The sequence below is a fragment of the Pseudaquabacterium pictum genome (assembly GCF_005403045.1).
Classification (GTDB): domain Bacteria; phylum Pseudomonadota; class Gammaproteobacteria; order Burkholderiales; family Burkholderiaceae_C; genus Pseudaquabacterium; species Pseudaquabacterium pictum.
In genome coordinates this window covers 105112-117682 of record NZ_BJCL01000009.1, presented here as the reverse complement: position 1 = coordinate 117682, position 12571 = coordinate 105112, and the positions used below count along the sequence as shown (strand labels likewise).

7 protein-coding genes are annotated in these 12571 nt (G+C 67.0%); 6 read left to right on the top strand and 1 reads right to left on the bottom strand.

The genetic code is table 11. The annotated features are described in order from the left end of the window. Nucleotides 1-42: 42 nt before the first annotated feature. From FFT10_RS17445 to FFT10_RS17425, 5 genes are read left to right on the top strand one after another with little or no spacing between them, the layout of a single operon-like run. Nucleotides 43-2007 carry an XrtA/PEP-CTERM system amidotransferase gene (locus FFT10_RS17445; RefSeq protein ID WP_137734137.1) on the top strand — a complete coding sequence of 655 codons (1965 nt, stop codon included), beginning with the start codon at nt 43-45 and terminating at the stop codon, nt 2005-2007. A 5-nt stretch (nt 2008-2012) separates the two neighbouring features. Next, the gene (locus tag FFT10_RS17440) at nt 2013-3224 is read left to right on the top strand and encodes a TIGR04063 family PEP-CTERM/XrtA system glycosyltransferase (RefSeq protein ID WP_137734248.1); all 1212 of its coding nucleotides are present in this window, start codon (nt 2013-2015) and stop codon (nt 3222-3224) included. A 15-nt stretch (nt 3225-3239) separates the two neighbouring features. Beyond that, nucleotides 3240-5168, top strand: coding sequence for an asparagine synthase (glutamine-hydrolyzing) (gene asnB / locus FFT10_RS17435; RefSeq protein WP_137734136.1), 1929 nt, complete (start codon nt 3240-3242; stop codon nt 5166-5168). Next, nucleotides 5165-6379, top strand: a complete 1215-nt coding sequence (locus FFT10_RS17430) for a TIGR03087 family PEP-CTERM/XrtA system glycosyltransferase (RefSeq protein WP_137734135.1) — start codon at nt 5165-5167, stop codon at nt 6377-6379. The genes asnB and FFT10_RS17430 overlap by 4 nt, the downstream gene beginning before the upstream one ends. A gap of 35 nt (nt 6380-6414) precedes the next feature. Continuing rightward, nucleotides 6415-7152 carry an ABC transporter permease gene (locus FFT10_RS17425; protein WP_137734134.1) on the top strand — a complete coding sequence of 246 codons (738 nt, stop codon included), beginning with the start codon at nt 6415-6417 and terminating at the stop codon, nt 7150-7152. A 48-nt stretch (nt 7153-7200) separates the two neighbouring features. Here FFT10_RS17425 and FFT10_RS17420 read toward each other — a convergent pair whose 3' ends face one another. Further along, nucleotides 7201-10590 carry an Ig-like domain-containing protein gene (locus tag FFT10_RS17420; protein WP_137734133.1) on the bottom strand — a complete coding sequence of 1130 codons (3390 nt, stop codon included), beginning with the start codon at nt 10588-10590 and terminating at the stop codon, nt 7201-7203. 460 nt (nt 10591-11050) lie between these two features. On the opposite strand from FFT10_RS17420, the gene FFT10_RS17415 reads away from it, so the two are divergent. Continuing rightward, entirely contained in the window at nt 11051-12442 is a 1392-nt protein-coding gene (locus FFT10_RS17415) for an alkaline phosphatase family protein (protein ID WP_137734132.1), read from the top strand. The last annotated feature ends 129 nt before the right edge of the window (nt 12443-12571 follow it).

Sequence of the window (12571 nt, the reverse complement as noted above, 5' to 3'; positions counted from 1 at the left end):
CGGGCCAGCTCTTCCAGCGCAAGCGCAAAGGTCCATCCCCCCATGTGCGGCATCACCGGCATCTTCGATCTGCGTGCGGCGCGCGAGGTTTCGCGCACCGTGCTGCAGCGCATGAACGACAGCCAGCACCACCGCGGGCCCGATGAAGGCAGCCTGCACACCGAGCCCGGCCTGGGCTTCGGCCACCGGCGCCTGTCCATCATCGACATCGCCACCGGCCAGCAGCCGCTGCACAGCGCCTGCGGATCGGTGGTCATCGTCTTCAATGGCGAGATCTACAACTACCAAGAGCTGATCCCCGAGCTGCAGGCCCTGGGGCTGACCTTCCGCACCAAGAGCGACACCGAGGTCATCGTCAACGCCTGGCTGGCGTGGGGCGAAGCCTGTGTGCAGCGGCTGCGTGGCATGTTCGCCTTCGCGCTGTGGGACCGCAAGCGCGAGACCTTCTTCATGGCGCGTGACCGCCTGGGCGTCAAGCCGATGTACTACGCCATGCTGGACGACGGCTGGCTGGTCTTCGGCAGCGAGCTCAAGAGTGTGCTGGCCTACAACGGTGGCCAGGGCGGCCTGCGGCGCGACATCGATCCGCATGCCGTGGAGGAGTATTTCGCCCTGGGCTACGTGGCCGAGCCGCGCACCATCTTCAAGCAGGCGCTGAAGCTGTCGCCCGGCCACCAGCTGCGCATCCGCCGCGGCCAGCCGGTGGCGGCCCCGCAGGAATACTGGCAACTGCGCTTCACGCTGGACAACCCGATCAGCACCGACGATGCCTGCGACGAGCTGCGGGCGCGGTTGAGCGAGTCGGTGCGCCTGCGCATGATCGCCGAGGTGCCGTTGGGCGCCTTCCTGTCGGGCGGTGTCGACAGCAGTGCCGTGGTCGCCTCGATGGCCGGCCTCAGCGATGCACCGGTCAACACCTGCTCCATCGCCTTCGACGACCCGAAGTTCAATGAATCGGCCTTTGCCCAGATGGTGGCCGACCGCTACCGCACCGACCATTTCGTGCAGACGGTCAAGAGCGACGACTTCGACCTGATCGACACCCTGGCGCGGCTGTACGACGAGCCCTATGCGGACAGCAGCGCCATCCCCACCTACCGCGTGTGCCAGCTGGCGCGCCAGCGGGTGACGGTGGCGCTGTCGGGCGATGGCGGTGACGAGAGCTTCGGCGGCTACCGGCGCTACCGCATGCACCTGATGGAAGAGCGGCTGCGCAGCGCGCTGCCGGCCGGCATCCGCCAGCCGCTGTTCGGCGCGCTGGGCCGGCTCTACCCCAAGGCCGACTGGGCGCCGCGCATGTTCCGCGCCAAGACCACCTTCGAGGGCATGGCACGCAGCGCGGTGGAGGCCTATTTCCACAGCGTCAGCATCCTGCGCGGGCCGATGCGCAAGCAGCTGTTCAGCCCGGCGTTCCGGCAGGCGCTGGGCGGCTACGGCGCGCACGAGGTCTTCGACCGGCACGCGGCGGACCATGCCCGCCTTGCGGCCAGCGACGATCCGCTGGCGCTGATCCAGTACCTGGACACCAAGACCTACCTGGTGGGCGACATCAACACGAAGGTGGACCGTGCCAGCATGGCCCACAGCCTGGAGGTGCGCGAGCCGCTGATGGACCACGAACTGGTGGAGTGGCTGGCGACGCTGCCATCGAGCCTGAAGATCCGCGGTCAGGAGGGCAAGTACCTGCTCAAGAAGGCGATGGAGCCGCTGCTGCCCGACGATGTGCTGTACCGGCCGAAGATGGGGTTCGCCGTGCCGTTGGCCCAGTGGTTCCGCGGCCCGCTGAAACAGCGGGTGCGCGATGCCGTGCTGGGCGAGCGGCTGGCCGGCACCGGCTGGTTCCAGCGGCCTTACCTGGAACACCTGGTGAACGCCCACCAGTCCGGCGCCAGCGACTACAGCGCGCCGCTGTGGACCCTGCTGATGTTCGAGGCCTTCCTGCGCAATGTCGTCGACGCCGATGGCAGCGGATCCGGCCACACCTTGCCGGCGGAGGCTTGTGCGTGATGCCGCTGCGCATCCTCCACGTTCTTGACCATTCGGCGCCACTGCACAGCGGGTACGCCTTCCGGACGCTGTCCATCCTGCGCGAGCAGCGCCGGCTGGGCTGGCACACCGAGCACCTCACGTCACCGAAGCAGGGGCCCGGAACCGCGCTGGTCGAAGAGGCCGATGGCTGGACGTTCCACCGCACCCCGAGCGCCGAGGGCACCGGCCTTGTCGGGCAGATGCGGTCCACGGCAGCCCGGCTCGACGAACTGGTGCGCCAGCTCCAGCCGGACCTGATCCACGCACACTCGCCGGTGCTCAACGCGCTGCCGGCGATCTGGGTGGGCCGCCGGCTTGGCGTACCGGTGGTCTATGAAATGCGGGCGTCCTGGGAGGACGCCGCGGTCGACCACGGCACCACCACCGAGGGCAGCCTGCGCTACCGTGTCTCGCGCGGGCTGGAGTCGGTGGCGCTGCACCTGGCCGACCAGGTCACGACGATCTGCGAAGGCCTGCGTGGCGACATCGCGCAGCGGGGCGTTTCGCGGGACAAGATCACGGTGATCCCGAATGCTGTCGATGTCACGGCCTTCACCTTCGATGCGCCGCCCGATGAGGCCTTGCGCAGCCGCCTGGGTCTGCAGGGTGCCACCGTGCTCGGCTTTGCCGGCTCGTTCTACGGCTATGAAGGCCTGAGCCTGCTCATCGATGCCGCGCAGCGCATGTTGCCGCGGCATCCGGATCTGCGGGTGTTGATGGTGGGCGGCGGACCGCAGGATGGCGCACTGCGGGCGCAGGCGGCCGCCGCCGGCCTGGCCGACCGTGTGCTGTTCACCGGCCGCGTGCCGCATGCCGAGGTGCAGCGCTACTACGAGCTGATCGACGTGCTGGCCTACCCGCGGCTGCCGATCCGGCTGACCGAACTGGTCACGCCGCTCAAGCCCCTGGAGGCCATGGCCCAGGGACGGATGTTCGTGGCATCCGATGTGGGCGGCCACCGGGAGCTGGTGCAGCACGGCGAGACCGGTTTTCTCTTCCGGGCCGGTGATGCCGGTGCGTTGGCGCAGGCGCTCGAGGACGTGCTGGCGCAGCGCCCGCAGTGGCAGCGCATCCGCGAGCAGGCGCGCCGGTTCGTCGAGGTCGAGCGCACCTGGACCACCAGCGTCGCCCGTTATGCCGAGGTGTACCGGCGCGCCCTGGCGCGCCGGGGCCGGCGGCTGCCCGAACCGATCTGAACAAGGGCTTCCACCGTGTGCGGTATCCATGGCATCTACCACCTCGACGGCCAGCCGGTGCAGCCGTCGCTCCTCAGCGCGATGGGCGACGTCACCCGCCATCGCGGCCCCGACGACGAGGGCCAGCACATCGACGGCGCCTGTGGCATCGCGATGCGCCGGCTGTCGATCATCGACCTGGCCGGCGGCCACCAGCCGATCAGCAATGCCGATGGTTCGCTGGTGCTGGTGTGCAACGGCGAGATCTACAACTTCCGTGAACTGCGCGCCGAACTGCAGGCCAAGGGCTACCGGTTCAAGACCGGTTCGGACAGCGAGGTGCTGCTGCATCTGTACGACGCCGAAGGCGACGACTGCGTGCACCGGCTCAACGGCATGTTCGACTTTGCGCTGTGGGATGCGCGGCGCCAACGCCTGCTGATCGGGCGCGACCGCCTCGGTGTCAAGCCGCTGTATGTGCTGCAGGATGGCCGCCGGGTGGCTTTCGCGACCGAGGCCAAGGCGCTGCTGGCGCTGCCGGGCGTGAGGGCCGAACTGAACCGCGACGCGGTCGCCGACTACCTGCACCTGGGTTATGTCGCTGCGCCCGCCAGCATGTTCAAGGGCATCCGCAAGCTGCCGCCGGCCACCCTCCTGTCGGTTGAGAACGGCCAGGTGCGCCAGTGGCGCTACTGGCGGCTGCCGACGGCCATCGAGCGCCGCTGGACAGCCAGCGAATGGCTGGACCGCACGCGTGACCAGCTCGAGAAATCGGTGCGGATGCAGATGGTCAGCGATGTGCCGATCGGTGCGTTTCTGTCGGGCGGCGTCGATTCGAGTGCGGTTGTCGGCTACATGGCCCGCCACTCGGACCAGCCGATCCGCACCTACGCCATCGGCTTCGAGGGTGGCGAGGCCGAGACGCTCTACAACGAGTTGCCCTACGCCCGGCAGGTGGCCGGGATGTTCGGGACGCAGCACCGGGAGATCGTCGTCAAGCCCGATGTGGTCGGGCTGCTGCCGCGCCTGCTGTGGCACATGGACGAGCCGGTGGCCGACACGGCCTTCATCACGACCTACCTGGTCTCGGAATTCGCCCGGCAGGATGTCAAGGTGATCCTGTCCGGCGTTGGTGGTGACGAGCTGTTCGGCGGCTACCGCCGGTATCTGGGCGGCCACTATGCCGCGCGGTTCAACCGTCTGCCGGGCCCGCTGCGCCAGCTGGTGGCCGCCGTGGCCGCCCGCCTGCCGGCAGACCGGCACTCCGGGCTGCTCAACAAGCTCCGGCTGGTCAAGGGCTTCGTCGCCAGCGCCGGCATGCACCCGGACGACCGCTACCGCAGCTACCTGCAGGTGATCGGGCGGGCCGAGGTGGCGCAACTGCTGGTGGGCGGCAGCCCGCCCGGCGACGATGCCCTGGCCCGGGCCTTTGCAGGCGCCGGGGATGCGGATGCGCTCAACCGCATGTTTGCCGTGGACGCGGAAACCCAGCTCCCGGACGACCTGCTGATGCTGACCGACAAGATGAGCATGGCCGTGTCGCTCGAATGCCGCGTGCCGCTGCTCGACCATGAGCTCGTCGAACTGGCGGCGGCCATGCCCGAGCACATCAAGGTGCCGGGTGGCCAGCTGAAGCACCTGATGAAATCGGCACTGGGCGATCTGCTGCCCCAGAACATCCTGCACCGGCCCAAGCGCGGTTTCGGCACCCCGATGGGCGCCTGGCTGAAGCGTGAACTGGCGCCGGTGCTGCGCGGGCTGCTGGCGCCTGCGGTGCTGGAGCGGCGCGGCCTGTTCCATGCGCCGGTGGTGCAGCGCCTGGTGTCGGACCATGAGGCCAACCGCATCGACGGCACCGACGTGCTGCTGGCGATGATGAACCTGGAGATCTGGAGCCTGCTCTACCTCGATCGACGCGATCCGGCCGACATCGCCGAAGAGCTCAAGCGCCTCGTCACGGCATGAACATCCTGTACGTCTGCCACCGTTTCCCGTACCCGCCGAAGCGCGGCGGCAAGATCCGCCCGTTCAACATGATCCGCCACCTCACGGCCCAGGGCCACCAGGTGACGGTGTGCTCGCTGGTGCGGTCGCCCGAGGAGGCCGAGGAGGGCCGTGGCATCGCCGCGCATTGCGCGGCGTTCGAGATGGGCGCCGTGCGCGAACCGGTGCAGTTCGCCCGCATGGTGGCCAACCTGCCGCGGCGCACGCCGTCGTCGATGGGCTACTTCTACAGCGCCGACCTGCAGCGGCGCATCCGCGAATTGCTGTCCAGCCAGCGCTTCGACCTGATCTTCGTCCATTGCTCGTCGGTGGCGCAATATGTCGAGCATGTCCAGGGCATCCCGAAGATCCTCGACTTCGGCGACATGGACTCGCAGAAGTGGCTGGAGTACGCCAACTACAAGCCCTGGCCGCTGTCCTGGGGCTACACCCTGGAAGGCACCAAGGTGCTGTGGGCGGAGAAGCGCCTGGCGCGCAAGTTCGACCTCTGCACCGCCACCACCCGGGCCGAACGCGAGACCCTGGACAGCTACGGCACCGGGGCGCCGACCGACTGGTTCCCGAACGGTGTGGACGCGCAGTTCTTCGCACCCACCGACGAGCCTTATGACGCCGACACGATCAGCTTCATCGGCCGCATGGACTACTACCCCAACCAGGAGTGCATGCAGCGCTTCTGCGACCAGGTCTGGCCACTGCTGCAGGCGCGGCGGCCCGGCATGAAGCTGCTGATCGTCGGCGCCGACCCCTCGCCCGAGATGCGCCGTCTGGGCGAGCGTCCTGGTGTCACCGTCACCGGCTCGGTTCCCGATGTGCGGCCGTTCGTGCGCCGCTCGGCCGCGATGGTCGCCCCGCTGGCCATCGCGCGCGGCACGCAGAACAAGATCCTCGAGGCGATGGCCATGGGGGTACCGGTCATCACCAGTTCGATTGCCGCCGGTGGCGTGGATGCCGTGCCGGGCGAGCATTTGCGTGTGGCCGATTCTCCCGAGGAGCTGGCAGCCGCCGTGCTCGAGGTGGTGCAAGATCCGCTGGAACGGCAGCGCTTGTCCGGGAACGGCCGGCAGCGGGTGCTGTCCAACCATGACTGGGCGCAATCGATGAAGCGGATGGATGCCATCATCGCGCAATGCCGCGCCCGCTTGTCCCGAACGACATCGACGCCACAGTGAGCGCGCGCACCTCCCAAGACCAGGAATCCCGAGCCATGCATCGCTTGCTGTTGACGGTGTTGATGACGGCCAGCGTGCCGCTGGCAGCGCTGGCGCAGCCCGCCGAGGAGCCGGTCTTTGCCGGGGCCAGTGTCTGCGGCGGCTTTCCGCCGATCGACAACGGCCCGCACGACTACCGCTCCATCCGCGACAACCGGCTTGGCAAGGTCGAGCGCTACCACTTCACGCCCAATGTGGAGCGGCTCGTCAAGGGCGAGAGCACCTCGGTCATCGGCGCGGACATCTCCTTCACCTTGCGGCACTTCCCCAACCACCACCGGGCGTTGGTGTCGATGTCCAGGCTGGCTGAGCGGGAGAAGACCGTCCAGGTGAACGGATCGGAGTTTTCGGTGGACTGCTGGTTCGACAGGGCGCTGCGGTTTGCACGGGACGACACGGTCTCCCGGCTGCTTTTTGCTGACCACCTGCACCGCACCAAGCGCCCGATCGCCGCCGCGGCGCAGGTCGACCACGCGGTGACCCTGGCTGGAGACAACCCGCTCGCGCACTACAACGCCGGGCTGATCTATCTGGATCTGAAGAAGTACGACCAGGCCCGTCAGCAGGCCTACCGTGCCGAAGAACTCGGCGTGAAGCGGACCGGCTTGCGGGATCGCTTGCGCCAGGCCGGGCAGTGGCGGGAGCCAGCATCCCCGGCACCGTCGACAGCGGCATCTGGCAGCCTGCCAGTCCCGGCGGCAATCGCCTCACCAGCACCTGCTGCCTCCAGGTAGCCTCGGAAGGCGCCGCCCTGAACAGGTCAGGGCGGCATCCTCGGGCGTTCACTGCCAGGAGATGACCAGCTTCGGACGCAGCGATGGGTCCGCAGACTCGCTGGCGTGGAACAGCTTCAGGGCAGACGCATACCCGGAGACGCCGCGCAACACCCAGCCGAGGTTGGGATCCAGGGCGTTCTGCGACATCTGCTGCACACCGGCGGTCACATTGAACGTCACCCAGCCCGGATTGAAGCTGGTTGACGCAGTGCCATCGGCGGTGGCGGCATAGTCGGTTCCGGCACCAGCGGCACCTGCGACCGTCCATGGGACGCCCGGCAAGCGCTGGTTCCAGGTGGCCGATGTCTCCGACCACTCCTTCAGCACCCGGTGCAGGCCGTACTGCATGTCATACGACGAGTACTTGTAGAACGACAGCACGGCCGAGGTGATCTGCGCGCCGTTCGGCACGGGGCCGCCTTCAGAGTGGAAGATGGCGAACCGCAGCAATGTCGGATACAGCGCGAACTGGTCCTGGAGCTTGACCGTTGTGCCGAAGTTCAAGGTCTTGTGGTACGAGGACAGGTAGGTGTCCCAGACCTGCGACGGCACTGCGCTGCCACGCTGCAGGGTGGCGGTGCCGCCGGTGCCCACTGCCTGCACGGTGATGGCGTTGGCGGCCGTCGATGTCACCGCGCCGGCGTTGTCCCTGGCCACGGCGGTGATGGAACTCGTGCCCAGCGGCGCCGTGGTCCAGGTCAGGGTGTACGGCGCACTGCTCACGGTGCCCAGGCTGGTGCTGCCTGCGAAGAACTCGACGCTGGCGACGGTTCCATCCGGGTCGGATGCCGTGGCCGCCAGGGTGACCGGGTTGCCCACCGTGAACACCGCGCCCGCGACAGGCTGGGTCAGCGCCACCAGTGGCGGCTGGTTGCTCACCACGGCATTGACCGTGATGGACACCGTGCCCGACGTGCGCGATGCGCCGCCGTTGTCGGTGGCCACGGCAGTCAGCGCATAGGTGCCAGGCGCTGCATCCGGCCAGACGATGCCGTACCCCGGTCCGGTGGTGCTCTCCCCGATCTTCGTCCCATTCGCGAAGAACTCCACCCGGACCACTTCGCCGTCGCTGTCCGAGGCGGCGGCGCTCAGCGCAATGCTGGTGCCGACCGTGAAGCTGGCGCCCGGCGCAGGTGAACCCAGGCTCACCGACGGCGCCACGTTGCCCGAAGGCGTTCCGCTACCGGGATTGACCCAGCCACGCGGCTTGTAGATCCAGATGTTGCCTTGCACGGAGTCGGCCAGGCCCATGAAGACGTCCAGGTTGGGGATGTACTTCCACTTGCCCAGAATCCCGAGTGCCACGCCCTCGGTCGGAGCCGCTCCGGTGGGTGGCGTCTGCTTCTCCACCACCCAACCCGCTGCGCCCATGGTTGCCGGCGGCTTGATGCTCCACACCCGGGCATCGGCGCACCACAGCTTGAAGTCGCGTCGGATCGGATCGAAGTCGATGGCGCAGTCGCTCAGCTTGACCGCACCGCTGGCCACCAGCGTGGCAAATTCTCCGGTGGGATCGGTCGGTGTCACCAGCGTGTCCCGCGTGTTGGGACTGAGGGTGTTCAACGGCCAATAGATCAGCCTGTTCTGCTGGTAGGTCGACAGGAAGATCTTGCGATCGGGGTCGTAGGCACAGGTGCTCTTGCCGCCGGAACCGCCGAACCAGTACGTGCCGACCTGACGCCAGGTGTCGGTGGCCGGGTTGGACAGGTCGCCGATCTCGTACCGGTACAGCCGGTTGGCCGTGCGGGCGTACACCACATCCCGGCCGTTCTCCATCGCATACCCAGTGCATCCGTTGACGAACGACTCAACGGGGGGCTTCGATGTGGTCGATGCATTGAGCCAGGATTCGCGGTTGGACCACATGTTGCCGCCGACAACCTCTGGGTACGGCGCGACGCGCTTGACATGCGAGCCGGTGCTGCCGCCGACCTTGTCCGGGTGCGCGCGTGCCGGGTCGAAGAGATACGGGCCGGTGACGCGGGTGGTGGTTGCGGAGGCCGGTGTCAGGTAGTGCGAGCCATTCGGGTCTGCTGCACCACCCAGCACCAGCATGCGGTCCAGGATTGGCAGGAAGATCGTGTTGTCGTAGGTGTGCGCCGAGGCAGGCGCCTTGTCTGCACCGTCGATCGCGTTCCATTGGCCCTGCGGGGTCTGCACCATCTGGCTGGGCAAGGCCGCGCGCTCCCAGCGCTGCGTCGACGCGAACCAGCGGTACACATCGTTGCCACGGTAGTTGGCGTGACCGCCACCATACAGGATCAACGCCGCGCGGTTGGGATCCCAGGCAAAACTGCTCCAGGCCAGGATGATCCTCGACGGCTCGGGGTTGCCAGAACCGAACAGCGGCCGCAGATCAGCCGGGGCCCAGACATCGGCGAAGCGGTTGAGGTTGACCTTCTGCCACTCGCCCTCGGGCATGTTGGCGACGGTGGTCAGGATGTTGGTCAGGTCGGGCGGGGCGCTGGCACTGCCAGCCGCGCCGAGGGACTGCGCACTCTTGCGACCGGATGCCGGTGGTTGCCCCTTGGCTTCGCTGGCGCGGCTGGCCGACGCCTCGATCACCACCGAGAAGCTGCGGGCAACGGTGCGCCCTTGCGCGTCGCGCACGGCGATGCCGACATCGAAACTGCCCCGCGCCGTCGGTTGGCCCGTGATCACGCCCGTCGCCTTGTCCAGCGACAGGCCGGGGGGCAGCGCACCTTCGGACACCGAGAAACTCAACGGCGCACGGCCACCCGCGGTCGCGAGGTCGGCAACGTACGCTTCTCCCTTGAGCCCGATCGGCAACTGCTCGGTGGCGATGGCGGGCAGATCGCTCTCGTTGCGGCCCAACTCGCGCAGTCGCACGGCATCCACGTAAATGGCGCCGCCGCTCTGGCTGTTGAACCGGACGGCGGCGTCACCGGCCGACGCGATGTCGTAGACGCCGATGGAGATCCATTCGCCACCGTTGACGCGCTGGTCCTTGCGGACGGCGCCGGCCTGTCCGGAGGACTGCGCCACCTCGATGTCGATCTGGCCGGCATCGGTCAGGCCCTGCGGCCACCAGACCGACAACTCGTAGCGGCCGGCCCGCGGCACCTTGGCCGTCATGGTCACGGTGCCGACGCCGCGCAGCACCTTCGACGACTTGGCGAGATGGCCATCCACCGACTGGAACTCGCCCAGCCGGGCCACCTGCTTGCTGTCCGCCTGGACGGTGACCTCGCTGGTCTGGTCGGCCGACGCGGCCGTCGTGGCGGCTCCGGCCTGGGATTGGGCGGTTGCCGTGCCGTCGGACTCGCCGCCACCGCAGGCGCTCAGCAAGGTGGCGACTGCGACGACGGTTGCATGGGCGGTCGGCTTCCAGCCGCGTTGCATTGAATCGGAGGTCTTGTCGGGGTGGGATCTCATGTGCAGGAGCGGGCGGTGCCTTGGGTTGAGGCATGAAAGCAGCATTCGTACCGGTCCGCGAATCCTCAATCGCCACAGCCATTTGGGGAGACCGGCTGCGGCACTCCGCGGTTGTTTGTAAGCTTTGCCGACAACCGCTGACGTGTTGCGCTGTGAGGAACACGGTCTGCCGGGCGGATCCCGGGCAGCGCAGGCCTCGGCTTGGCTGCGCGCGACGATCGGTCGAACCGATCGGCCGCGGATGGCACCGCCGCCGCGTTGTGCCGATGGTCAGCTTCTTGTGTGAAATGTGTTTGGTCAGCGGGCGTCCATTCGCGGGGTGGACGCGGAATCGATCCGTGGCTCGCACCGACCGCTGCTCCACAATCGGGCCGAATTCGGGGCAAGCGGACGAGACCTCTGACCAGGTGCCCGTGCAGAGCAAGCCCTGTGTGCGCCATTTGCTGAAACGAGTCCTTCCATGACCGCGCCTCCCGTCATCCTTCTGGAATTCAATGAACTCAGTCCGCAGCTGCTCGACAGGTGGATCGACGCTGGAGACTTGCCCAATTTCAAGCGGCTTCGTGACTCCTCAACCATCTGCGTGACCGAGGCTGACGAGTTGGGCGCACCCAATCTCGAGCCCTGGATTCAGTGGTATTCCTTGCACACCGGCTTGCCCTTCAAGGAGCACGGTGTCTTCCGCCTGTCGGAAGGCGCCAAGCTGACTGACGCCAGCGTCTGGGACATCCTCCTCAACCATGGCATGCGGGTGATGAACTTCTCCAGCATGAATTGCCGAGGATTTGATCAGCCAGGAAGCGTCTTTCTGCCTGATCCGTGGAACGACCAACAAGCGGTTTCGCCAGGCGATCTTGCGCCGTTTGGCGTGTTCCTGAAGAAGGCGATCCAGGAGCAGAGCAACGCCAGATGGGGTGTGGCCGAGCTGGCAGGATTGACGAAATTCCTGTTGGGCCACGGCTTGCGTGCTTCGACGGTCGCTGCTGCCGTCAGTCAGGTTGTCTCCGAGAAGACCTCCAAGGTGCCGGTCAGCTGGAAGCGTGTTCATATTCTTGATCGCATCCTGCTGGATGTGTTTGCGCACTACTACGAGAGGGAGCGACCGCAGTTCGCGACGTTCTTCAGCAACAGCACGGCCCATCTGCAGCACGCTTACTGGCGATACTTGGAGCCCGCCAAGTTTTCCGAGCCAGTCTCGGACACCGACAGCGCTGCCTATGGTGACGCGGTCAAGTACGGCTACCAGGCCATGGATCTGCTGCTGGAGCGGATGTTCGAGATCGCCGGCAAGCGGGGCGCGCGCTTGATGTTCGCCACGGCGCTGAGTCAACAGGCCTACACCGCCTATGAAGGCCGGGGCGGTCGGCACTACTACCGCCCGCACGACGTGGCGTCGTTGCTCCGAAGCATGGGGGTGACCTACCAGGCGATCCAGCCGGTGATGGCGCACCAGTACATCCTGACCTTCGCCGATGCGCAGCAAAAGGCAGAGGCCATGAAGCGCATCGATGAGCCGCATGTCAACGGCAGGCAACTCTTTGACTCCAGCGACGGTCACACCCCGCAAAATCTGATCTTCGGTTCGCAGGTGTATGCCGCCCTGCCGCCTGATCAGATGTTCACGCTGCGGATGAATTCCGAACTGGTTCCTCAGCGCTTCTTTGACCACTTCTACGAGCTCGATGCCACCAAGAGTGGTGGACACCACCCCGACGGTTGTTTCTGGGTGCAGACGGGTGAACATCGCCGGCTGTCCGACAAGGTGTCGATACTGGATGTGGCGCCAACCATCCTGGGGCATTTCGGATTGACTTCCGAGGTCATGCGGGGGCGCCAGTTGCAGCTGAACTGATCGCACCGACAGGAGAGCGCGGGTGGTTGGGTACCCCGGATCGATTTGTTTGCGATCTGGTTCTTCGGGCACCATTTGCTTGACCTCGGCGTCGCACTGACTGGCATGGCGCACGTTGAGTGGCCTTGA

Coding starts and splice junctions, on each gene's coding strand:
- FFT10_RS17430 (WP_137734135.1), top strand. CDS start 5,165: ATGAACATCCTGTACGTCTGCCACCGTTTCCCGTACCCGCCGAAGCGC.
- FFT10_RS17415 (WP_137734132.1), top strand. CDS start 11,051: ATGACCGCGCCTCCCGTCATCCTTCTGGAATTCAATGAACTCAGTCCG.
- FFT10_RS17420 (WP_137734133.1), bottom strand. CDS start 10,590: ATGAGATCCCACCCCGACAAGACCTCCGATTCAATGCAACGCGGCTGG.
- FFT10_RS17445 (WP_137734137.1), top strand. CDS start 43: ATGTGCGGCATCACCGGCATCTTCGATCTGCGTGCGGCGCGCGAGGTT.
- FFT10_RS17425 (WP_137734134.1), top strand. CDS start 6,415: ATGCATCGCTTGCTGTTGACGGTGTTGATGACGGCCAGCGTGCCGCTG.